This is a genomic window from Zwartia panacis, from assembly GCF_030410395.1.
Taxonomy (GTDB): domain Bacteria; phylum Pseudomonadota; class Gammaproteobacteria; order Burkholderiales; family Burkholderiaceae_B; genus Zwartia; species Zwartia panacis.
In genome coordinates, this window is sequence record NZ_JAUHHF010000006.1 from 1 (window position 1) to 23,460 (window position 23,460).

General features: G+C 54.6%; 19 protein-coding genes and 1 other RNA gene. 18 read left to right on the forward strand and 2 right to left on the reverse strand.

The features are described 5' to 3' along the window. Positions 1-234: 234 nt before the first annotated feature. The gene (locus QWY30_RS09585) at positions 235-591 is read left to right on the forward strand and encodes a DUF4870 family protein (protein ID WP_290240484.1); all 357 of its coding nucleotides are present in this window, start codon (positions 235-237) and stop codon (positions 589-591) included. A 99-nt stretch (positions 592-690) separates the two neighbouring features. Here QWY30_RS09585 and QWY30_RS09590 read toward each other — a convergent pair whose 3' ends face one another. Further along, a complete protein-coding gene (locus tag QWY30_RS09590) occupies positions 691-1,086 on the reverse strand; it encodes an SWIB/MDM2 domain-containing protein (RefSeq protein ID WP_290240486.1) in 396 nt (131 codons plus the stop codon). Between the two features lie 219 nt (positions 1,087-1,305). Here QWY30_RS09590 and QWY30_RS09595 point away from each other — a divergent pair, with 219 nt between their 5' ends. Continuing rightward, positions 1,306-2,493 (forward strand): M20 aminoacylase family protein, encoded by a 1,188-nt coding sequence (locus QWY30_RS09595; RefSeq protein ID WP_290240488.1) that lies wholly within the window; start codon positions 1,306-1,308, stop codon positions 2,491-2,493. 64 nt (positions 2,494-2,557) lie between these two features. Continuing rightward, a complete protein-coding gene (gene pyrC / locus QWY30_RS09600) occupies positions 2,558-3,613 on the forward strand; it encodes a dihydroorotase (RefSeq protein WP_290240490.1) in 1,056 nt (351 codons plus the stop codon). Here pyrC and QWY30_RS09605 read toward each other — a convergent pair whose 3' ends face one another. Continuing rightward, positions 3,614-5,503 carry an ATP-binding cassette domain-containing protein gene (locus tag QWY30_RS09605; RefSeq protein WP_290240492.1) on the reverse strand — a complete coding sequence of 630 codons (1,890 nt, stop codon included), beginning with the start codon at positions 5,501-5,503 and terminating at the stop codon, positions 3,614-3,616. It lies immediately after the preceding gene. An 83-nt stretch (positions 5,504-5,586) separates the two neighbouring features. Here QWY30_RS09605 and rnpB point away from each other — a divergent pair. From rnpB to ftsZ, 15 genes are all read left to right on the forward strand, one after another. Then, an RNA gene (gene rnpB, locus QWY30_RS09610) (RNase P RNA component class A) lies at positions 5,587-5,996 on the forward strand. A gap of 231 nt (positions 5,997-6,227) precedes the next feature. Continuing rightward, the gene (mraZ, locus tag QWY30_RS09615) at positions 6,228-6,656 is read left to right on the forward strand and encodes a division/cell wall cluster transcriptional repressor MraZ (RefSeq protein ID WP_290240494.1); all 429 of its coding nucleotides are present in this window, start codon (positions 6,228-6,230) and stop codon (positions 6,654-6,656) included. A 3-nt stretch (positions 6,657-6,659) separates the two neighbouring features. Then, positions 6,660-7,727, forward strand: coding sequence for a 16S rRNA (cytosine(1402)-N(4))-methyltransferase RsmH (rsmH, locus tag QWY30_RS09620; protein ID WP_435433386.1), 1,068 nt, complete (start codon positions 6,660-6,662; stop codon positions 7,725-7,727). Next, the gene (gene ftsL / locus QWY30_RS09625; RefSeq protein WP_290240496.1) at positions 7,727-8,074 is read left to right on the forward strand and encodes a cell division protein FtsL; all 348 of its coding nucleotides are present in this window, start codon (positions 7,727-7,729) and stop codon (positions 8,072-8,074) included. The genes rsmH and ftsL overlap by 1 nt, the downstream gene beginning before the upstream one ends. Continuing rightward, positions 8,071-9,801 carry a peptidoglycan D,D-transpeptidase FtsI family protein gene (locus tag QWY30_RS09630; protein ID WP_290240498.1) on the forward strand — a complete coding sequence of 577 codons (1,731 nt, stop codon included), beginning with the start codon at positions 8,071-8,073 and terminating at the stop codon, positions 9,799-9,801. Before ftsL ends, QWY30_RS09630 begins: the two co-directional genes overlap by 4 nt. After that, positions 9,798-12,629 (forward strand): bifunctional UDP-N-acetylmuramoyl-L-alanyl-D-glutamate--2,6-diaminopimelate ligase MurE/UDP-N-acetylmuramoyl-tripeptide--D-alanyl-D-alanine ligase MurF, encoded by a 2,832-nt coding sequence (murF, locus tag QWY30_RS09635; protein WP_290240500.1) that lies wholly within the window; start codon positions 9,798-9,800, stop codon positions 12,627-12,629. The genes QWY30_RS09630 and murF overlap by 4 nt, the downstream gene beginning before the upstream one ends. Further along, on the forward strand, positions 12,619-13,791 hold the full coding sequence (gene mraY / locus QWY30_RS09640) for a phospho-N-acetylmuramoyl-pentapeptide-transferase (protein ID WP_290240502.1): 1,173 nt from the start codon (positions 12,619-12,621) through the stop codon (positions 13,789-13,791). Before murF ends, mraY begins: the two co-directional genes overlap by 11 nt. Further along, positions 13,788-15,320: a UDP-N-acetylmuramoyl-L-alanine--D-glutamate ligase gene (gene murD, locus QWY30_RS09645; protein WP_290240505.1), complete on the forward strand. Its 1,533-nt coding sequence runs from the start codon at positions 13,788-13,790 to the stop codon at positions 15,318-15,320. Before mraY ends, murD begins: the two co-directional genes overlap by 4 nt. Beyond that, positions 15,317-16,510: a putative lipid II flippase FtsW gene (gene ftsW, locus QWY30_RS09650; protein WP_290240507.1), complete on the forward strand. Its 1,194-nt coding sequence runs from the start codon at positions 15,317-15,319 to the stop codon at positions 16,508-16,510. The genes murD and ftsW overlap by 4 nt, the downstream gene beginning before the upstream one ends. Then, a complete protein-coding gene (gene murG / locus QWY30_RS09655; RefSeq protein WP_290240509.1) occupies positions 16,507-17,583 on the forward strand; it encodes an undecaprenyldiphospho-muramoylpentapeptide beta-N-acetylglucosaminyltransferase in 1,077 nt (358 codons plus the stop codon). Before ftsW ends, murG begins: the two co-directional genes overlap by 4 nt. Then, entirely contained in the window at positions 17,580-18,977 is a 1,398-nt protein-coding gene (murC, locus tag QWY30_RS09660; protein ID WP_290240511.1) for a UDP-N-acetylmuramate--L-alanine ligase, read from the forward strand. Before murG ends, murC begins: the two co-directional genes overlap by 4 nt. Next, positions 18,974-19,930: a D-alanine--D-alanine ligase gene (locus QWY30_RS09665; protein ID WP_290240514.1), complete on the forward strand. Its 957-nt coding sequence runs from the start codon at positions 18,974-18,976 to the stop codon at positions 19,928-19,930. The genes murC and QWY30_RS09665 overlap by 4 nt, the downstream gene beginning before the upstream one ends. Before the next feature lie 12 nt (positions 19,931-19,942). Then, positions 19,943-20,749: a cell division protein FtsQ/DivIB gene (locus QWY30_RS09670; RefSeq protein ID WP_290240516.1), complete on the forward strand. Its 807-nt coding sequence runs from the start codon at positions 19,943-19,945 to the stop codon at positions 20,747-20,749. Positions 20,750-20,753: 4 nt separating this feature from the next. Beyond that, on the forward strand, positions 20,754-21,980 hold the full coding sequence (gene ftsA / locus QWY30_RS09675) for a cell division protein FtsA (protein WP_290240518.1): 1,227 nt from the start codon (positions 20,754-20,756) through the stop codon (positions 21,978-21,980). 168 nt (positions 21,981-22,148) lie between these two features. Beyond that, positions 22,149-23,309: a cell division protein FtsZ gene (gene ftsZ / locus QWY30_RS09680; RefSeq protein WP_290240729.1), complete on the forward strand. Its 1,161-nt coding sequence runs from the start codon at positions 22,149-22,151 to the stop codon at positions 23,307-23,309. Positions 23,310-23,460 lie beyond the last annotated feature (151 nt).

A 23,460-nucleotide genomic window follows, 5' to 3' on the forward strand; every position in this document is an offset into this window, starting at 1 on the left:
CCGTGAAACACCTTAGCGCCGATGATAGTGGACGTACGTCTGTGAAAGTAGGTCATCGTCAAGCTCTTACCCTCAAAACCCCTCAGGCCTCGCCTGAGGGGTTTTGTCTTTGCTGCTTTGTCTTTGAGCGCGTGTTTCAGAATCGTTCTATACACTACGCCAATCATGTAAGATTCTCACCGTGGGTTGATACGTACTCGCACTCGCTGGCTGATCATCAAAGGAGCACTTTAAATGTCAAACGAACAGAGTCCTGAAGGCAAATCACCGATCGATTTGCGTACTCTTACACATGTGGCATACGGACTTTTTGCGCTTGGTCTGCTGAGCGGAGGTGTATTCGGCGTGGCGACTGTCGCAGCGATGGTATTGCTTTATGTCAAGCGTCCAGATGCAGCCGGGACTGTTTATGCCTCACATTTTGATTGGCTGATGCAAACTTTCTGGTGGGGCTTGCTTGCTTTGGTGATAAGCGGAATCGCGACCTATATTTACATTGGCTGGATTGGGGTCTTGGCAACGGGAATCTGGATTTTGTACCGTTTGATCAAAGGCTGGCTTGCGTTGCTTGAGTGGAGCGCACCGAATTAAAAGCTTAAAGAAGTTAATTAAAAAGGGCACTCACAGAGTGCCCTTTTTTGTACTGATCATTTGAAAAATCTCAAATGTTTTCTTCAGCACGAAATCTCTTTACTTCAAGTGACCGCTCACGATTTTGGTCAGTTCGAACATTGAGACTTGAGCTTTGCCAAACAGAGGCTTGAGCTTTTCGTCAGCATTGATGTTGCGACGATTCTTTGGATCCTGGAGGTCGTGCTTTTTAATGTAATCCCAAATTTTCTTGGTCACTTCAGTGCGTGGCACAGCGGCGGCACCAATCACGGCAGCCAACACAGCGCTCGGTGTCAACGCTTTCATAAATGCGGCATTGGGTGTACGCGCCACTTTTTTAGCAGCGGGTTTTGCTGCGGCAGTTTTCTTAACCGCAACTTTCTTCACTGCGGGTGCCTTCTTTGCAGCAACTTTTTTTGCGGCAACTTTTTTGACAGCGACTTTCTTTGCGGCAGGTTTTTTGGCGGTGGCCATGTGGGCTCTCCTAGGGAACGGATTAATGTGCACAACGGGCGCAGCATAACGCTTCTCAGAGTGAAAGACAAAGAATTTATATAGAAAGTCGCGAAATTGTCTCAAATGGCGCAGTTTTATCTAACACGGGTAAACTCACGAAAATGATCCAGGATGAGTAGAAAGCTGATGTAGCACACTGGATTTCACTTGGTTTTATCCTTTTTAATATCAAAGATTATGTACCCAAGATCTCCGCTTGCAGCGATCCAACAATTTCACAAAGAACTCGTCGCTGTCCGTCGAGATTTGCATGCCAATCCTGAAATTGGCTTTCAAGAGTTGCGAACCTCCGGGATTGTCGCGGGCGCTTTGACCGCACTTGGCGTCGAAGTCCATCGAGGGATTGGACGGACCGGCGTGGTGGGTGTTATCAAAGGTCAGAAGACTGACTCCGGAAAAATGATCGGTCTACGGGCGGATATGGATGCCTTGCCGATGAGCGAGGAGAGTGACGTTGAATATTGCTCGACGGTTCCCGGGATGATGCATGCGTGTGGCCATGATGGACACACAACAATATTGCTGGGCGCAGCTAAATATTTGATGCAGAACAGAAATTTCAACGGTACCGCCGTATTGATTTTTCAGCCTGCGGAAGAAGGTCTTGGGGGAGCCCAGGCCATGGTGGAGGACGGCTTATTCGAGCGTTTTCCTTGCGATGCCATTTATGCGCTCCACAACTGGCCCGGCTTGCCCGCTGGCATGATTGGCATTAATCCGGGTCCGATGATGGCGGCTTCTGACAAATTTGAGATCACAATCAAAGGTCGCGGTGGCCATGGCGCGCACCCGTACCAGACCATCGACCCGATCGTGGTGGCAGCAAACTTAGTGACTGCGCTTCAGACGATCGTATCCAGAAATGTACATCCTTTGGAGGCGGCGGTTTTGTCTTTTGGCCATATCAATGCGGGCCATGCCACGGCAGCAAGCGTGATCCCCGGTCAGGCAAAACTTGTAGGTACAGTTCGTACTTTTAGTGATGCTGTGCAACAACTCGTAGAAACGCGGATGCGTGCTTTGATACATTCGGTGGCCGAGGCGTTTGGCGCCACGGTGGAGTTTCACTATCAGCGCAACTACCCCGCGACCATCAACACAGCTGCCAACGCCCATTTTGTGGCGGATGTGGCGACTGAGCTTTTCGGATCGGAGCGCGTGGTGCGTGATATGACGCCCTCCATGGGATCGGAGGATTTTTCTTTCATGTTAAAGAAAGTGCCCGGTGCTTATTTCAGGCTTGGCCAAGGCGGAGCGGAAGACGGCAGGTATCTGCATAATCCGAGATTCGACTTCAATGACGAGGTGATTCCCGTCGGCAGCGCAACATTTGCCGCGCTTGTTGAGCGAAGCATGCCTTTGTAGAGCACTATCAATCTTCATAGCGCCCTCAGCCATCACAACAACCCACACCTCATAAAGCATCAGCATGACACAAAATACCCTCACGATCACACGTCCTGACGACTGGCATTTGCATTTGCGCGATGCCGAAGCCCTCAAGGCTGTCGTCGGTGATACTGCTCGGCAGTTTGCGCGCGCAATCATCATGCCCAACCTCAAACCACCCGTCACGACCGCAGCGTTGGCAGTCGCTTATCGCGAGCGTATCGAGCAGGCGTTAGCCGAAGTCGGTGTGGCACCGGGCGTTTTTACACCTTTGATGACCTTGTATTTGACCGACAACACGCAACCCGATGAGGCTGTTCGAGCTTACGAATCGGGTGCCGCAGTGGCGTTCAAGCTATACCCAGCCGGCGCGACCACGAACTCTGATGCTGGCGTGACGGACTTGCTGGCACGTTGCAGCGCCGTGCTAGAGGCGATGCAACGCATTGGCATGCCACTGCTGGTTCACGGTGAGGTCACCGATCCATCTGTGGATGTGTTTGATCGCGAGGCTTTGTTCATTGATCGCGTGATGATTCCCTTGCGAAAATCTTTCCCCGCCTTGAAGGTCGTCTTTGAGCACATCACCACCAAGGAAGGCGCGGAATATGTGCGTGATGCAGAGGGACCTGTGGCGGCAACGATTACCGCGCAACATCTGCTTTACAACCGTAATGCGATTTTTCAGGGTGGCGTACGACCGCATTATTACTGTTTGCCTATTTTGAAGCGCGAAGTGCACCGTCGCGCGTTGGTCGAGGCTGCTACGAGTGAGAGCCCACGTTTCTTTCTAGGTACCGATAGTGCGCCGCACTCCAAAGGCCTCAAAGAGCATGCCTGTGGGTGTGCGGGTTGTTATACAGCGCACCATGCAATGGAGTTGTATGCAACGGCTTTTGATGCCGCAGGGAAAATCGACAGACTCGAGGCTTTCGCAAGTTTCAGAGGTCCGGATTTTTATGGGTTGCCGCGCAATACTGGCACCATGACTTTGGAGCGAGCGGATTTCACGATCCCAACGGAACTCCCGTTTGGAAAGGAGACGATTGTTCCGCTCGCCGCAGGTGAAACGCTGAAGTGGCGCGTGAGAGCCTAATCAGGATTGTCTGGCTTCAAGCGCTTCCCAGCGCGCGAAGTGCTTGACCAGCAGGGCTTCGATTTCGGTCAGCCGAGTCTGAATTGTTGTCAGCTTGGCTGGATCGTTTTTGTAAAGCTCGCTGTTGCCCATTTCCGCAACGAGGGCTTCTTGCTCTTGCTCAAGCTGTTGAATTTCAATTGGCAGCTGTTCGAGCTCTTTCACCTCCCAGGGCGCAAGCTTGTTCGGACGCGCTTTGCTACTGGACGTCGCTGCAATGCCCGGAGCGGCTTGACTTGAGCCCCCCCGAGGCTGATTGGCGGAACCTGTCGCCACAGGCGTTTGGTCGGGAGCTTGACTGGATGGTTGTGGCGCAGCTTTCAGCTGGGCAATGGCGGAAGGGCCTTGCGTGGTTTTGCGCTGACGTTCCCAATCCGCGAATCCACCTACATAATCTTTCCAGCGGCCATTTCCTTCGCTGGCGATAGTTTGTGTCACGACGTTATCCAGAAAGGTTCGGTCATGGCTGACTAGCAGGACTGTGCCCGGATAGTCTTGCAAGAGCTCCTCGAGTAATTCGAGCGTTTCGATATCAAGATCGTTGGTCGGTTCATCCAGCACCAGAATATTGGCCGGGCGGGCGAACAGTCTCGCCAGGAGTAATCGGGCGCGCTCGCCTCCCGAGAGGCTTTTCACAGGTGAGTGGGCGCGCGCAGGCGCAAATAAAAAATCACCGAGATAGCTCATGACATGTTTGCGTGTACCACCGATTTCAATCCATTCGCTTCCAGGGTTGATGACATCGGCCAGCGATGCATTCTCATCGAGCTGACTACGCATTTGATCGAAATATGCCACGCTCAGATTGGTGCCGAGTTTGACTGTGCCGCTGTCGGGCTGCAGGGTCCCAAGAATCAGCTTGAGGAGCGTTGATTTGCCCGCACCGTTGGGACCAATCAAGCCAATGCGGTCACCGCGCATGATGGTGGTCGAATAATCACTCACTACGCACCGGTCGCCAAAGGACTTGCTGACGTGCTCGAGTTCGGCGACGAGTTTTCCGGAGCGTTGTCCGGCGTCAAGTGCGAGCTGAACATTGCCTTGGCGGTCACGTCTGTCGGCGCGCTCGCGGCGAAGCTGTTCGAGTCTGCGCACGCGACCCTCGTTACGTGTTCGGCGCGCTTCAACGCCTTTGCGTATCCAGATTTCCTCCTGAGCCAGAAGCTTGTCGAAGCGGGCGTTTTCCAGACGCTGGGACTCGAGCCATTGGGCTTTGCGAACTTGCCACTCTGAAAAATTACCCGGAAAGCTCAGCAGCGCGCCCCGATCGAGCTCAACGATACGCGTGGCGATTGCATCCAGAAAGCGCCTGTCGTGTGTAATGACAATCGCGCTACCTGGCCATTGCTTGAGTGTGTTTTCGAGCCAGTTGATCCCGTCGAGATCCAGGTGGTTGGTCGGTTCATCCAAAAGCAACAGACTGGGCTCATTGGCCATGGCGCTGATCAGTGCCACGCGCTTGCGCATGCCGCCCGAAAGGGTGCCGACGATCGCTTCAGGAGGCAGCCCCAGTTTGTCGATGAGGGCGCGTACGCGAGAGGCCCGATTCCAGTCTTCACTATCCGGATCGTATTCTCCAAACACTGCTTGTTCGATTGTGAGGGTCTCGTCGAGTTCTGGCTCTTGTTCGACCGTCGCGACTTTGACATGTCCTGCGATATTGATGGTGCCATCATCCGGTTGTGTGCGGCCGTCGAGCAAACGAAGTAGTGAGGATTTGCCGGCGCCATTGCGCCCAATCAAGCCAATGCGTTCGTGCGCGTGAATGGCTAGATCCGCTCCGTCAAGAAGCGGGTGGTGACCATAAGCGAGGTGAACGGCGTTGAGGGTAATCAGGGCTTGGCTAGACATGTTTGATGCGGCTGGAAAAAGAAGTTGAGTCCGCTATTGTCGCAGGAGTTGGCTTGGCCGGTATGGCCTTACAATGCAAGCGCAAGACAGATCGGGCAATCGCGGTGCTTCGTGCATCGAGGAAGGTCCGGACTCCACAGGGCGGGATAACGGTTAACGACCGTCCGTCGTCCCATGCGCAAGCGTGTGGACGGCGAGGACTAGGGCCACAGAGACGAGTCTGCAGTGAGGGTGTGCCGCAAGGCGCGCACCGCCACGGTGTAGCCGTGGTGTAGGGTTCGCTTGTCGAGCCTGGCATTGCAGGGTGAAACGCGGCAACCTCTATCCGGAGCAACACCAAATAGGCATGCGTGTGGTTTCGGCCACGACGGGCGGCTCCGTCCAAGTATGCGGGTAGGTGGCTAGAGCATTTCAGCAATGAAATGCCCAGAGGAATGATTGCCGACCCATGCAAATGGGTTTACAGAATCCGGCCTATAGATCTGTCTTGCACTTCTCTTGCACTCTCCTCGGGGTTATCCCTATGTTAAGTGTTGATATTCAACATTTACTAGATGTCCCAATCGCATGATTTATTTGATTATTTCGTTTTTGTGACTTGTGCAAAAACGACTCTAAGTCCTTGTCGCCATTGAAAAAAATCCTATTTCCAGCTTGACCAGAATTAATCATTCACTTAGAGTGGTGAAAAGTGCATATTTGTGCAACTAAGTGGGGTAATTCGGTGTTTCAAGGAAGTAGTGCGCTCACGCTGGATGCAAAAGGTCGGATCAATATCCCGACCCGGCATCGCGACGCTCTGGTCGAGCAGGCGCAAGGCTGTCTGACGATTACACGACACCCCGACGGTTGTTTGCTGGTCTATCCACGGCCCGAGTGGGAGCAAAAGCGGGAACAAATCGCCGCATTTCCCATGTCGGCGCGTGCGCTTCAGCGTTTGCTGCTCGGTAATGCTCAAGACGTCGAGATTGATGGCTCTGGGCGTGTGCTTGTGGCGCCTGAGCTCAGGCTGGCAGCGGGTATGTCGCGTGACGTCATGTTGTTGGGGATGGGTGCGCACTTCGAATTATGGGATGCCGCTGCTTTGACGCGCCGAGAGGCTGCTGATTTGTCGCAAGGCATAGGTGATGTTTTAAATCAGTTTTCGTTTTAGTCCGTGACTGTGTTCAGCCATCGGCCCGTGCTGCTCGAGCCGACTGTCGAATCCTTGGTGTTGCCTGAGTATGGTAAGCGCGCATCGAAGACTTCGGCCAACACGGATTTCCAGACGACACGATTGTCTGGGATTTTTGTTGATGGCACGTTCGGACGTGGCGGGCACTCGAGATTGTTGCTGGAAAAGTTAAATCCGGACGCAAGGCTGTTTGTATTTGATAAGGATCCGCAGGCTATTGAGGTGGCGCAAGAGTTGGCTCGTCAGGATCGTCGTGTGACGGTCATCCACGAGGGCTTTGGTGACATGTTGAGTGCCTTGTCGGCTCTGGGCGTGAGTGAAGTAGATGGGGTGATGTTGGATCTGGGGGTTTCTTCACCGCAGATCGACGATGCCGCAAGAGGGTTTTCTTTTATGCGCGAAGGTCCGCTCGATATGCGGATGGACACGACGCGCGGTGAGACAGTGGCGCAATGGTTGGCGCTGGCTAGTGTTGATGAGATGCGGGAGGTCATAGTTCGATATGGCGAAGAACGGTTTGCTTTTCAGATTGCAAAGGCGATTGCTGCTCGCCGCGCAACAAGTCCGCTGCTTACCACGCTCGACCTCGCCGAGCTCGTGTCAAGCACCGTTCGCACGCGCGAAAAGGGCCAGCATCCGGCTACACGCACCTTTCAAGCTTTACGGATTTACATCAATCGGGAGCTCGAAGAGCTCGAGGGCGCCCTCCAGGCAACTCTGACATTATTGAAAACAGGCGGACGTATGGCCGTGATTAGCTTCCACTCTCTGGAAGATCGCGTCGTCAAGCAGTTCATCACCGCAGCATCCCGTCCGGAAGCTGCGTACGCCCGCCTCCCCCTTCGCGAAAGCGAAATGCCTCAGCCTGTACTGCTCGCCTTAGCGCGTGTGCTGCCTTCGGACAGTGAAATCAGTGAGAACCCTCGTTCGCGTTCTGCTGTTTTGCGCGTGGCTGAGCGGACTTCAACGGCTTTGCCATCAGGTGGCGCGGCGACCTTTTCGCCCGCACCGATCGAGTCGGGCTCTCGACACAAACGGGGAGGACGCTGATGGGTCGAGTCTGCGTCCTGGTTGGTCTGGTCTTGATGGCGTCGGCTTTGTCTCTCGTGACGGCTCGGTATCAGGCCCGGCAACTCTACGATCAACTTGATCGCTACAAGGCGCAGTCGCGCGAACTTGAAATCGAATGGAGAAGACTCCAGCTGGATCGCGCCGCCGAGTCGAGCAATTCCAAGGTCGATCGTCTGGCGCGCGAAGAGCTCAAGATGACGGGGATTGTGCCTGACCGCACTGTTTATGTGTCGCAGCCTTCGCTCGGTCAGTCGACTCATGCTGCGCCAGCAAGAAGTGCCGAACAGAACAACGCGCAGACAAGTTCGCGTGGAGGCGTGCGATGAAACGTATGCCTTTCTTTAAGAATCCAGTGCTTCAGATCAGCTATCCGATGTGGCGCGGACGGTTGTTGCTGATTTTGTTTGGCATAGGATTTTTGGCTTTAGCCGGACGCGCGATTTACTTGCAGGGCATTACAACGGAATTTTTGCAGCAACAAGGCGAGAAGCGCTACGAGCACACACTCACCCTGCACGCAAGCCGTGGAAAAATCCTCGATCGCCATGGCGTCGTGTTGGCGGCCAGTATTCCGGCCAACGCTATTGCGTTTCAGCCACGGCAATACCGCGAGGCTTCTGCCGCAAAGTTGCAAAGCCTCGCTGATTTGCTTGAGATGCCAGTCGCTGAATTACGCAAAAGAATCGCTGACGAGAAAAGAAACTTCATCTATCTCAAGCGACAAGTTCCGCTCGATGTTGCTAAAAAGATCGAGAAACTCAATATCGCGGGGATCAGTCTGCATCCGGACAATCGTCGCTTTTATCCAGAGGGAGTGGTGACGGGAAACATCGTGGGCTTGAACAACCTCGATGACAAAGGACAAGAAGGCGTCGAACTCGCTTTTAACGATCAGCTTGCTGGGCGCGCGGGAAGCCGACGCGTCATGAAAGACAGGATGGGTCGAAATATTGACGATGTCCGCGAAATCGATACTCCCGAAGATGGCCGTGACATTAAGTTATCAATCGATACCCGAATTCAGTATCAGGTCTATCGCGCGCTTCAGGACGTAATGGCCAGCACAAAAGCCAAAGGCGCCGCAGCGGTCGTGATCGATGTCAAAACAGGTGAAATACTCGCGCTTGGAAACATGCCGACCTATGATCCGAACAAGCGTGAATCTTTCCGAAGCGGAAACATGCGGAATCAGGCGCTGACCGATACCTTCGAGCCTGGTTCGATCATGAAGCCATTCACGGTTGCGTTGGCTCTCGAGCTCAATCGTATTACGCCGACGACTCAGTTCAGAACAGGCAACGGAAAGTTCGCCTATCAGGGCTCGACAATCAGCGACGTCAAACCAAATGGTGTGCTCGACACGGGTGGTGTGTTGTTGAAATCGAGCAATATCGGCATGACCTTGATTTCCGAAAAACTCGAATCTCGTGAAATGTGGGCGCGCTTCAATGATCTGGGACTTGGTCAAGTTCCCCAGACAGGTTTTCCCGGTGCTGCGGCGGGTCGACTCAGACCCTGGGAGAGATGGCGTTTGATTGAAAAAGCCACCATGTCTTATGGCTATGGCTTGTCGGTTTCATTGCTGCAGATGGCGCGCGCCTATACCGCTTTTGCGCGTGATGGCGATATGGTCGGTTTGTCTCTGGTCAAGCGTGAGACACCTCTCGCGACGACGCGGATTTACACGCCTGATGTGGCCAAGAAAGTGCGTTTGATGCTCGAGGCAGCAGCTGGACCTGATGGCTCCAAGGCCGCCGCCGTTCAGGGTTATCGTGTTGCGGGCAAAAGCGGTACCGCTCGAAAAATCGTCGATGGACGGTATAGCACGAGCAGATATCGCGGTTCGTTTGTGGGTTTTGCACCAGTTTCTGATCCTCGCATCGTAGTGGCCGTGACGATCGACGAGCCGAGCGCCGGTGTCTACTACGGTGGCTTGGTTGCTGCACCAGTGTTTTCCTCGATTGTGGGTAGTACGCTCAGAATTATGGGCGTACAGCCGGACGCGCCGTTTACTTCTGCGGTCGTCGCGACAGGTCAGGGAGGCGCACGATGACACGCTCCGTGCTAATCGATGATCGCACCTCTGACGAGAACCTGATTGCCCTGCTGCGACGGACGGTTGAATGTGGCGCGCACTTGCATGCCGACTCTCGCATGGTGTCGCGTGGCGATATATTTGTGGCATGTCCGGGCAGAAAAGGTGATGGCCGCGCTTTTATCGAAGCGGCGATTGAGCATGGCGCTGCGGCCGTTTTGATGCATGGCGATACAGTCGAGGGCTGGCAGCCCTCTGAATATGCGGTCCCGCTTTTTGTCGTGCAGCACTTGGTCAGACGTTTAGGTACGCTGGCGGACCTTTGGTATGAAAAGCCCTCGGCCAGTTTGACGGTTTTGGCTGTCACGGGCACAAACGGCAAGACAAGCTGCGTGGATTGGGTCTCGCAGGCTTTGAAGCATGATGGTCAACGCGTCGGTGTGATTGGAACGTTAGGCGTGACTTATCCGGATGGACGACTTGTTCCAGGTCAGTTGACGACACCTGATGTGATTTCGCTTCATCGAACATTGGCGTTGTTGCGCGAAGAAGGCGCAACGCATGTGGCGATGGAGGCTTCATCCATCGGTATCGACCAAGGGCGTCTCGAGGGTGTCCGGATCCACGTTGCAGGATTTACGAACCTGTCGCGCGATCATCTTGACTATCATCAGACCATGCAGGCCTATGAAAGCGCTAAAAGCAAGCTTTTCGCATGGCCTGGCTTGCGTTTCGCTGTGCTGAATCTTGACGATCCTGTCGGTGTACGGCTTTCCCACAGCGTGAATTGTCAGGCACTGACTTACAGTATTTCCAAACAGGCGGACTCGGCAACACTTACAGCGAGCGAATTGAGGACCGAGGCAGCGGGCATGTCTTTCTTGCTCAAGTCACAAGGCTTGCAGAAGCAGGTACAGAGTCACGCTTTAGGTACCCACAACGTTTCTAATTTGCTTTGTGTCGCCGGCCTTTTGCAAGCGTTAGGCTGGAGCTTGGAAAAAATCAGCCGAACAATTGAACAACTCGCCCCTGTGGATGGAAGACTCGAACGTGTCTTGCCTGTCATGCAAGACGCTCCTGTCCCCCTTGTGGTGGTGGATTACGCGCATACGCCAGATGCACTTGAACGCGTACTCAGGACGCTGCGTCCAATCGCGCAGAGCAGACAGGGAAGACTCTTGTGCGTGTTTGGTTGCGGTGGAAATCGTGATGCCGGCAAGCGCCCCATCATGGGCACGATCGCTCAGCGCTTGGCCGACCAGGTGATTGTGACCAGTGATAATCCTCGTCAAGAGGATCCCGCTTCTATTGTGGCGGATATCATCGCAGATATTCCCGGCCAATCACAACATGTACGGATCATTCAGGATCGGGCCGAGGCAATTCTTCAGGCTATTTTTGGCGCAGAGCCTTCGGACGTCATCCTGATTGCTGGAAAAGGACATGAGACCTATCAGGAAGTGCGTGGTGTTCGTCATGCGTTTGATGATAGGCAGTGGGCTCAGGCCGCATTTGTTCTGATGCAAGGCAGGCCGGTACAGACTGATTCACGCAAATTGGACTCCGGCGCCGTATTTGTTGCCTTGCGCGGCGAAAATTTTGATGGACATGCGTATTTGAAGCAGGTCGCCGAGGCGGGCGCGTGCGCAGCCATTGTCGACGCGGTCGACGCATCAGTCGACTTGCCTCAAGTTGCGCTGGGAGATACACGTGCGGCCTTGTTGGCGCTCGGTCATGCTTGGAGAATGCAATTTTCCATTCCGATGATCGCGGTGACAGGCAGTAATGGGAAGACGACCACCAAGGAAATGATCGCGGCGATTCTAGCTGCCTGGCTGGGAAATGAAGGTCGTCTGGCCACTGTGGGTAATTTGAATAATGAACTGGGTGTGCCGTTGACACTGATGCGTTTACGCAAGAGTCATCAGGCCGCTGTCATTGAACTCGGGATGAATCACCCCGGAGAAATCGAAGTGCTTGCTGCTCTTGTTGAGCCGACGGTTGCGCTTGTGAATAACGCGCAGCGCGAGCATCAGGAGTTCATGGAAAGCGTGGAGGCCGTCGCGCGAGAGAATGCTGCTGTGTTTGGTGCATTGCGTGCAAAGGGTGTGAAAGTTTTTCCTGCGGACGAGGAGTTTTCGCCCCTTTGGGAAAGTCTCTGCGCACAACACGCTTGCCTGCGGTTTGGCATGAGCGCTCAGGCCGATGTCTGGCCGAGTGACGTTGAGGCCGATGCGTTGGGTTCGTCTTTTACGCTGAACATTCCAGGCGGATCGTGCCGGATCAGTTTGCCAGTGCCCGGCTTGCATAATGTACGTAATGCGCTTGCTGCTGCGGGGTGCGCCCAGTCAGTCGGTGCGCCCTTGCAAGCGATTGTTGACGGGCTCAATGGATTCCAGGCTGTATCGGGCAGGATGCAAACACATCGGTTGTCCGGGCAACGGGTTTTAATCGACGACACTTACAACGCCAATCCGGATTCAGTACGTGCCGCCATTGATGTGTTGGCCAGCTTGCCTGCTCCGCGCGTACTCGTACTGGGCGATATGGGTGAAGTCGGTGATCACGGACCAGAAATGCATCGGGAAGTGGGTGCCTATGCGCGTGCGCGCGGCATTGAACATCTGTTCACGTTGGGTGAGGCCACGCGGGAAACCGCGCAAGCTTATGGTGATGGCGCGATCATTGGCACCTCGGTTGAAGCACTCTGCGAACAACTGTGCGCGCTATCTGCTGCAAGCGTCTTGGTGAAGGGTTCGCGATTTATGCGCATGGAGCGCATCGTGAAAGATTATCTAAAAGCAACAGGGGTCAACCCCGGGGAAGTGGTGAAGCATGCTGTATGAACTGTTTGGCTGGATCGCCGACAACCACGTACGCAGCTTTGCGGTGTTTGAGTACATCACTTTGCGCGCGGTGCTTGCGTGCGCCACATCTCTTTTGATTGGCTTGATTGCGGGTCCGTATGTCATTGGTCGTTTGACTTCACTCAAAATTGGTCAGGCTGTGCGTGCGTACGGTCCGCAGACTCATTTGATCAAAACGGGGACACCCACGATGGGTGGTGCCTTGATCTTGATTTCAATTGGCGTGAGCACTTTATTGTGGGCAGATTGGACAAATCGTTTTGTCTGGGTCGTGTTGCTCGTGACCTTCGGGTTTGGCTGGATTGGCTGGGTGGATGATTACAAGAAGGTTGTGCATCGTGATCCAGAGGGAATGCCTGCCCGTAAGAAATTCTTCTGGCAAGCGCTGATCGGTTTTGTGGCTGCGGTTTATCTGACTTTTGCGGTCTCCGCGCCCGCCACCGCCAATGTCTGGCCGCTGATGCGCGACTGGGTGATGAGTGGTTTCACGCTTGATTTGCCGACGCGTACTGATCTGATGGTTCCGTTCTTCAAGACAATCACCTATCCACTGGGTGTGTTCGGCTTTGTGGCTTTGAGCTGGTTTGTCATTGTGGGAACGAGTAACGCAGTCAATCTGACCGATGGTCTGGATGGCTTGGCGATCATGCCCACGGTCATGGTGGGATCCGCGCTGGGCGTATTTGCCTATGTCGTGGGTCGTGTCGACTATTCAAAATACCTTTTGTTTCCCTACGTTCCGGGTGCAGGAGAGTTGATGGTGCTTTGTGCGGCACTGGCTGGAGCGGGTCTCGCTTTTCTCTGGTTCAACGCACATCCAGCCCAAGTCTTCATGGGGGATGTCGGGGCACTTGCTTTGGGTGGCATGCTCGGCACGATTGCGATCATCGTGCGGCAAGAGATTGTTTTGTTCATCATGGGCGGAGTCTTTGTTGCTGAGACTCTGTCGGTCATGATCCAGGTGTTTTGGTTCAAGTACACCAAGCGCAAATATGGCGAAGGCAGACGTGTGTTGCGGATGGCTCCTTTACATCATCATTTTGAAGTGGGCGGCTGGAAAGAAACTCAGGTCGTCATTCGTTTTTGGATCATCAGCATGATGCTGGTGTTGATTGGTTTGTCTTCTTTGAAGATTCGATGAGCGATATCGTTTCCGCCTCCAGTTTCCCGACACGCGTCCTGATTTTAGGACTCGGTGAGACTGGTATTGCCGCAGCGCGTTGGTGCGCGCGCAATGGTGCGCTGTTGCGTATCGCGGATACGCGTGCAACGCCTGCCGGACTTGAGGCACTGCAAGCCGAGCTGGACCCATCGCGCGTCGAGTGGCATCTTGGTTGCGACACCTTCGCTGAGACTTTGCTTGATGAAGTCGATCAGCTCGTGTTGAGTCCTGGTTTGGCGCCGGGAATGTCACCTGTACGTGAGCTGCTTGAGGCTGCGCAGTCTCGCAATGTTGAGATTACAGGCGAGATCGAGTTGTTCGCCCGCGCGCTTCAGGATTTGAAGTCGTCGCAAGCGTATTCGCCAAAAGTGCTTGGTGTGACGGGTACAAACGGCAAGACCACCGTGACGGCACTCACGCGTCGCATGCTCGAGGCGTCTGGACTGAGTGCTAAGGCTGCGGGCAATATTAGTCCTGCGGCGTTACATGCGCTGATGGAAGCCTTGGACCATCGGGATTTGCCGGAAGTCTGGGTCCTTGAGCTCTCCAGTTTTCAGCTTGAAACGACACGTAGCCTCGATCTCGCGGCTGCGACAGTCTTGAATCTCACGCAAGATCATCTGGACTGGCATGTCACGATGCAGGCATACAGTGATGCCAAAGCCAGAATTTTTAGCATGGCACAGCAAATCGTCCTGAATCGTGACGATGCGAATGTGATGGCGCTTGTTTCGAATCAAGGCGCGATGAATGTGCGTAGTTTTGGACGCGATGCGCCTATGTTGACAGGCGATCTCGGCATTGAAACCAGTCACGATGTCATGTGGTTGTGTTCTTCCGAGGCGACCGAATTTGAAGACGATCTGCCAGCGCCGGTTCGACGCAAGAAAAATGCGCCTGCGCCTGAGCGCCAAGCGGGTCGGATGGTGCGCTTAATGCCCGTTGAGGCATTGGGCATCAAGGGGTTGCATAATGCGCTGAATTGCCAGGCGGCGCTATTACTGGCTCGCGCTTGTGGCGCCAAGTGGGCGCCTATGCTGCGCGCAGCGGGTGAGTATCAAGGCGAACCTCATCGCATGGAATTTGTGCGCAGCGTCCGCGGCGTCGATTTCTTTAACGACAGCAAAGGTACCAATGTCGGTGCGACGGCAGCCGGACTTGAAGGTCTGGGTCGACGAATCGTTTTGATTGCCGGTGGCGTGGGCAAAGGTCAAAATTTCGAGCCACTGATTCCAGTTGTGAAAAGACACGTTTGCGCAGTCGTTCTGATCGGACAAGATGCAACGATTCTGGCACAAGTGCTCGCACCTGCTGAAGTGCCAATCGTGTTCGCGGCAGACATGGGTGAAGCTGTCACACAAGCATTTGCCAAGGCACAGGAAGGCGACGCTGTTGTCTTGTCTCCGGCCTGCGCAAGCTTTGACATGTTTCAAAATTATCCGCATCGTGGTCAAGTATTTGTCAGCGCAGTCACCGATCTCGCGCTGGATCAAGGGGAGGTGGTATGAGCCTCTTCGCTGAACTGACTGGAAGCGTCAATGCCGTATCGCCTGGCCGCACAACCATGCGCAACTACGATTTGCCCTTGGTGATTGCGACCAGTATCTTGGTCGGTTTGGGCATTTTGATGGTGTATTCGGCTGCGATCGCGCTGGCCGATGGTCCGCGTGCAGGTGGATATGGCCGCTATTCCTACGTATTGCGCCAATCCGCCTTTGTGGCGATTGGCATGTTTATCTGCGCGATGGTGCTGACTGTGCCGATGAATGCCTGGCGCAAATTGACGATTGGCATATTTTGTTTCGCAGGTATTTTGTTAGTACTGGTCATCATTCCAGGAATTGGAAGAAAGGTGAACAATGCGATGCGCTGGATACCCATTGGACCGGTCGCATTTCAGCCATCTGAGTTGATGAAGTTCGCAGTGATACTTTTTACCGCTGATTACGTGATTCGTAAAAAACTCTATCTGCACAGCTTGTTGAGAGGCTTTTTGCCGATCGCGGTGATTTTGGGGGTGGTGGCTTATCTTTTGCTCAAAGAGCCCGACCTGGGTGCGTTGATGGTGATCGTCGCGATCTCGATGGGCATTCTATTTTTGGGTGGAATTAATGCCCGGATCTTTTCCTCACTGGCCGGCATTTTGTTGTTAGGATTTTCTCTGATTATCTGGCTGTCTCCATGGCGCCGTGAGCGCGTGTTTGCATATCTTGACCCTTGGAATCCAGATTATGCGCAGTCCACCGCCTATCAGCTTTCGCATTCACTCATGGCTGTCGGGCGTGGTGAGTGGACGGGCGTCGGTCTGGGTGGAAGTGTTGAAAAACTGCATTACCTGCCCGAAGCCCACACAGACTTCATCGTTGCGGTGATCGGCGAAGAGCTTGGCTTTGTTGGCATCATGCTTGTCATTACCTTGTTCGCCGTGGTCGTTCAGCGCTGTTTTGAAATTGGTCGGCAAGCGATCGCGATGGAAAGGGTCTTTGGTGGTTTGGTCGCACAAGGCGTCGGTTTGTGGTTTGGCGTCCAGTCATTCATCAACATAGGCGTCGTGCTCGGCTTACTACCAACAAAAGGCTTGACCTTGCCCATGGTGAGCTACGGTGGTTCCGGCTTATTGATGAATATGATCGCGGTGGCTGTTGTGCTGCGCGTGGATTTTGAAAATAGAAACTTGATGCGGGGAGTCCGGACATGACGACATCCCCGACGATTTTGATCATGGCTGGCGGTACGGGCGGACACATCATGCCGGGCCTCGCAGTCGCTGATGTCTTGCGAGACCGCGGTTGGACGGTACGTTGGCTTGGCCATCCGGAAAAAATGGAAGGTCAAATCGTGCCTGCTCGTGGTTATGAGTTGGCGCCACTGCGTTTTGCGGGACTCCGTGGTCGTGGTTTGCGTGCCAAAGCAGTCGCGCCATTCTTGCTGATGCGTGCCCTGTGGCAGGCTTGGGGCCACTTTTCCAAGATCCGTCCGAATGTTGTGCTGGGTATGGGCGGTTATGTTTCATTTCCCGGTGGTGTCGTGAGCGCCTTGCGCGCTCGGCCTCTGGTGCTGCATGAGCAGAACGCGATTGCTGGTATGGCAAATAAAGTGCTGGCCAGGATTTCAAAGCGTGTCCTGGCTGGTTTTCCCGGCGCTTTGGTGGGCGCGGAGGTTGTGGGTAATCCTGTGCGTCACGAGGTTGTCGCCCTGGAAGATCCTCTCCAACGCTACTCACAGCGGACCGGAGCATTACGTCTGCTAGTGGTAGGCGGAAGCCTTGGCGCCACAGCGTTGAACAATATGCTCCCTGAGGCGATTGCCCGTTTGCCTGAGTCGCGGCGTCCAGAGATCTTGCATCAGTCAGGCGCGCAGCATCTGGATGCGCTCAAGCTCGCTTACCAGCAAGCCGGTGTGCGCGCAGAGTGTGTGGCTTTTATCGACAATATGGCTGATGCGTTGGGCCAGGCGGATATCCTGATTTGCAGGGCGGGGGCCATGACTGTGGCCGAAGTGGCCGCGGCCGGTGTCGCAGCCTTGTTTGTGCCGTATCCACACGCAGTGGATGATCATCAAACAGCGAATGCAAGGTTTTTAAGTGACGATGGTTCGGCCTGGTTGATGCAGCAAGAGAGCATGACGGCAGCGGGCTTGTCTGAATGGCTCGGATTGCGCAATCGTCAGGAGCTTGCCGCAGTTGCTCAGCGCGCGCGTGTCCATGCACGTCCGCTCGCTGCACAGCGGATCGCGAATATTTGTGAAGAGTTAGTCGGAGTGGTGAAATGAAGCATCGTATCGAGCATATCCACTTCGTGGGAATTGGTGGTTCCGGAATGAGCGGAATCGCTGAGGTATTGCTCAATCTTGGTTACCGAATCTCTGGCTCAGATTTATCCCAGTCTGCGGTCACGCAACGCTTGGCTTCTCTCGGTGCGACGATCTCTCTTGGTCATCAGGCCGCGAATGTCAAAGGTGCCGATGCGATTGTCACGTCGACTGCAGTCGCGAATAACAATCCTGAAGTGATTGCGGCGCGTGAAGCGAGGATTCCTGTTGTGCCGCGTGCGGTCATGCTGGCAGAGCTGATGCGTTTAAAACGTGGTATCGCGGTGGCTGGAACGCATGGAAAAACCACGACCACCAGTTTGGTCGCGAGTGTCCTCGCGGCGGGTGGACTGGATCCAACATTCGTGATTGGCGGCAGACTGAACTCGGCGGGCGCAAACGCGGGGCTTGGACAGGGCGATTTTATTGTTGTCGAAGCCGATGAATCCGATGCTTCATTTTTGAATTTGTTGCCAGTGATGGCCATCATCACCAATATCGATGCAGACCATATGGATACTTATGGTCACGACGTCGCCAAGCTCAAGAGCGCTTTTGTCGAGTTTACACAGCGCTTGCCTTTTTATGGCAGTGCGATTGTGTGTTCCGATGATGCGAATGTTCGCGAGATTTTGCCGTTTGTGTCTAGGCCTGTCACGACCTATGGGATCAATAGCGATGCTCAGGTTCGTGCGACTCACGTGCGCGCGACAGGCACGCGGATGTTGTTCGATGTCGAGAGGCAATCGCGCCACGGTGCGCTACCCAAGATATCCGTCGAGTTGAATTTGCCCGGCATGCATAACGTTCTGAATGCACTTGCAGCCATTTCGGTTGCGACAGAGCTGGGTGTGGACGATGCGTCGATTGTCAAGGCGCTGGCTCAGTTCGGTGGTGTGGGCAGACGATTTACCCAAGTGGGCGACTTCCCGGCCAAGGGTGGCGGAAAGTTCAGTGTGATCGACGATTACGGACATCATCCAGTTGAGATGGCGGCAACATTGGCGGCCGCGCGCGGGGCTTGGCCCGACAGACGGATTGTCCTGGCGTTTCAGCCGCATCGCTATACGCGGACCAGAGATTGTTTTGAAGACTTTGTGAAGGTCTTGAGTTCTGCGGATGCGGTGTTGTTGACCGAAGTCTATGCCGCAGGTGAGCCCGCCCTGGTCGCGGCGGACGGTCGAGCCTTGGCTCGCGGAGTCCGTGTCGCAGGCAAAGTCGAACCTGTTTTTGTCGAGGACGTTGCGGCCATGCCAGAGGCGATTTCAAATTTTGCGCAAGATGGCGACGTCGTGATTGTCATGGGTGCGGGGTCGATCAGTAAAGTCCCGGAGCAACTAGGGAGCATGCGATGAGCAGCCACGGTTTCGGTAAAGTCGGTGTGTTGTATGGCGGCAAGTCAGCCGAGCGCGAAGTGTCTTTGATGTCAGGCACGGGTGTGCATGCTGCGCTATGCAGCTTGGGCGTCGACGCGCATCTGTTCGACACAGGCACGCGCAGCCTTTCCGATTTGGCGCAGCAAGGTTTCGAGCGAGTCTTTATCGCATTACACGGTCGTTACGGCGAAGACGGAACCCTTCAAGGCGCACTGGAGTTGTTGGGGATTCCCTATACGGGAAGTGGTCCGATGGCTTCAAGTCTGGCAATGGACAAAATCATGACAAAGCGCGTCTGGCTTGAGGCGGGTTTGCCTACGCCGGGCTATGCAGAGTTGACCCATGAGACACAGGTCGCGTCAGCTGCAGCAAGCTTGGGCTTGCCAATGATGATGAAACCCCCGCATGAAGGTTCGACCTTGGGTATTGTCAAAGTGAGCGAGGCCTCGGCGTTGCTTGATGGTTATAGACATGCGTCAAAATTTGATGAAGTCGTGCTTGCAGAGCAGTTCATTACAGGTCGAGAGTTGACGGTGGCACTGCTTGGTAGAGGCGCGACAGCCCGTGCGCTGCCGCTGATCGAGATTGTGGCGCCTGGCGGTAATTACGACTATCAGAACAAGTATTTTTCGGATGACACACAGTATCGTTGTCCGGCACCGATTTCATCAGCGTTGGCGACGCATATCGCCGAGCTGAGTGTACGAGCCTATCGCGCGCTGGGTTGCGAGGGTTGGGGACGCGCGGATGTGATTCTGGATACGCAAGATCGTCCCTGGCTCATCGAGATGAATACCTCGCCCGGAATGACGGGGCACTCGTTGGTGCCGATGGCTGCGAAAGCAGTGGGAATGGACTATCCGGAATTGTGTATGCACATATTGAAAGATGCGCGTTGCAAAGTCGGACGCGCCGGTCAGGCTCAAGGATAAGCGGAGTTATTTGTGTGGAACGAAGCCCGTACGATCAACCGACTCGCCAACACCCTCGCGGTGCTGGCAGTGCTGGCCATGCTGGCCGGAGGGATCTATTGGCTGATTCAACGACCACAGTTCGATTTGCAGGCGATCGAAATCGAACCGGCACCCAATACGACTCTGCATTACGTGACACCCGCGAGCATCCAAAATGCGATTGCCGGCAATCTCACGGGCAACTTTTTCACGATCAACCTCGCCGAGGCGCAGCGCGTATTCGAAGAGGCGCCTTGGGTACGATCGGCTTCCGTGCGTCGTATTTGGCCCAATGCGATCAGAGTGACGATCGAAGAGCAGCAGCCATTCGCGCTCTGGAACGACAGTCAGATGATCAATACGTGGGGGCAGGTGTTTACGGCCAACCAGGGCGAGCTCGACGACGATGTGGCGCTTCCTCAGTTCGAAGGTCCCGAGGGCAAGGAAGGTCTGGTTGTCAATCGTTATGCGGAGCTCGAGCGCTGGTTTGCGCCTTTGGATGTCACCGTGCAAAAACTTTCGCTCAGCGACCGCTTGGCTTGGCAGGTCACGCTCTCGAACGGCATGACCTTGGCGCTTGGACGCGATCCGGGTGCGGATGCGCCGGATCCACAAGGCGGCATTCCAGGTGCCTTGCCATTTGCGGCTCGCATTCAGCGTTTTGTTCAGGCTCTGCCTCAGGCCACTCAAAAAATTGGCGATCGTGCGGTCACGCACGCCGACCTGCGCTATCCCAATGGCTTTGCACTCACACTTGCAGCCTTACCCGAAAACCCTCAACTCAAGAAGAAACGATAACGCCATGACCCGTGACATCAAGGATCTGATCGTCGCCCTCGATATCGGCACCAGCAAAGTAGTTGCTGTGGTAGCCGAGGTACTGCCAGAGGGACGTTTTGAAGTGCTTGGCTTGGGCCAACATGAGTCCAGAGGCATGCGCAAAGGAGTGGTGGTCAATATCGAGACCACTGTGAACTCCATTCAGCGCGCGCTCGAAGAGGCTGAGCTCATGGCGGACTGCAAGATTCGGGATGTGTACACCGGTATCGCCGGAAGCCATATCCGCAGCTTTAACTCGAGTGGCATGGTTGCGGTCAAGGACAAAGAAGTGACAGCGACTGATGTGGCGCGCGTGATTGAAACCGCGAAGGCTGTCAATATTCCTACAGATCAGCAAGTCTTGCATGTGTTGACGCAAGAATTCATCGTGGATGGACAAGAGGATATCCGCGAACCGATTGGAATGAGTGGGTTGCGTCTCGAAGTCAAAGTGCACATCGTGACAGGTGCTGTAAGCGCTGCTCAAAACATTGTGAAGTGTGTGCGTCGCTGCGGATTGGAAGTTCAGGATTTGATTTTGCAGCCCCTGGCTTCGAGTCTGGCGTGTTTGACTGCGGACGAAAAAGAATTGGGCGTTGTGCTGATTGATATCGGCGGCGGTACGACAGATGTTGCGATTTATACAGGTGGTGCTATTCGTCACACCGCAGTATTACCGATCGCGGGCGATCAAATCACGAGTGACATCGCGGCGATGCTGCGTACGCCAACTCCAGATGCCGAGGACATCAAGCTGCGCTTCGGTGTCGCCAAACAAGTGCTCGCCAGTCCCGACGAGGTGGTCGAGGTGCCCGGACTCGGTGATCGCGGTCCGCGCCAGGTCAAACGTCAAGCGCTGGGCGCGGTCATTGAACCTCGCGTCGAGGAACTGTTCGGCCTAGTCCAGCAAGTGATCCGCGAGTCGGGTTATGAAGACTTGCTGTCCTCCGGCGTCGTGCTGACAGGCGGCACGTCGATGATGCCCGGTATGGTTGAGCTGGCAGAAGACGTCTTTTTAAAACCTGTGCGCGTAGCGGTTCCCGAGTATGACGGCAGTTTGGCCGATGTGATGCGCAGTCCCAGATTTTCAACGGTGATGGGTCTGTTGGGCGAGGCACGCATGCAGCGTTTGCGGGGTCGAAAATTTACGCAGCAGTCAGGAAGTTTTAAAGCTATTCTTGCGCGCATGAAAGAATGGTTTATGCACTGAATTGATGTCTTCGGACATCAAACAAGTCGATGAGCAATATTGCGATTCGGCCTGAGGAGGAGATGTTTCAAGCCCGGTGCGGACGCCGTCGGCACCGAGTTTGAAACGATTTCTAAAGGTAGTTTGGGGAATTTAGAAACGTTTGAAGTTTAAGACTTGAGGGAGTCAATCATGATGTTTGAAATGTTAGATAACGCAAATAAAGGCACAGTGATCAAAGTGGTCGGTGTCGGTGGCGCGGGTGGCAATGCTGTCTCGCATATGATTCGTTCTGGTGTTCAGGGCGTCGATTTCATTTGTTGCAACACGGATGCGCAAGCATTGGCTGCCACAAATGCGCCTGTTCAGATCCGTCTGGGTCGCACTGGTTTGGGCGCGGGTGCCAAGCCCGACCAAGGTCGCGCAGCAGCAGAGCTGGCGCGCGAGGAGATCCGTGCGGCACTCAATGGCGCCAATATGGTGTTCATTACCGCGGGTATGGGTGGTGGCACAGGTACGGGCGCAGGTCCGGTGGTTGCCGAGGTCGCCAAGGAGCTGGGAATTTTGACAGTCGGTGTCGTGACCAAGCCTTTCTCTTTCGAAGGCGCCAAGCGCATGAAGATGTCCGAAGACGGCATCAATGAATTGTCAAAGTATGTCCACTCACTGATCGTCGTGTTGAATGAAAATCTCTACGAGCTGATGGACGAGGATGCCACCCAGGCTGACTGCTTCAAGGCTGCGGACGATGTCTTGCACAATGCTTGCGCCGGTATCGCCGAAATCATCAACGTTGAAGGTAACGTGAACGTCGACTTTGAAGACGTCAAGACGATTATGGGTGAGCAGGGACAGGCGATGCTGGGCACTGCGATGGCCTCTGGTCCGGATCGTGCCAAGATTGCCGCCGAACAGGCCGTGGCATGTCCATTGCTCGAGGGCGTCAACTTGAATGGTGCCCGCGGTGTGCTGGTCAACATCACAGCAAGCAGCTCGCTTAAGATGAAAGAGACGCGCGCGATCATGGATCACATCAGCGGCTTTGCCTCGCCAGAAGCGACAGTGATCTTTGGTACGGCTTATGACGATTCGATGGGCGACAACCTGCGTGTGACAGTTGTGGCGACTGGATTGGGCCGTGCGCAAAGCCGTCCCGTTCTGGTGTCTGAGCCGATGGAGATGCAGCGCACGGGTACTGACAATATGCCGGTTGGCAATGGTCAGGATCTTGGCGTGCCATCCGTGTTGCGTAATCCACGCACACAGGCGACAGCCCAAGTGCGCGCTCTGGAAACGGCTGGAATGGAGCACTATGACATTCCTGCTTTCTTGCGTCGTCAGGCAGACTAATCGGGGATAAAAACTGACTCCCTATGCCTAAAGCCTCTTGAGGGTTTTGGCGTCGCACCCGGGCTTCCCCAAGCTCGGGTGCATTGTCGTCTGAAAATTGCAGTGCAACAATCGACAAAAACGCTACAATAGTGCTAGTTTTCAAGGAATT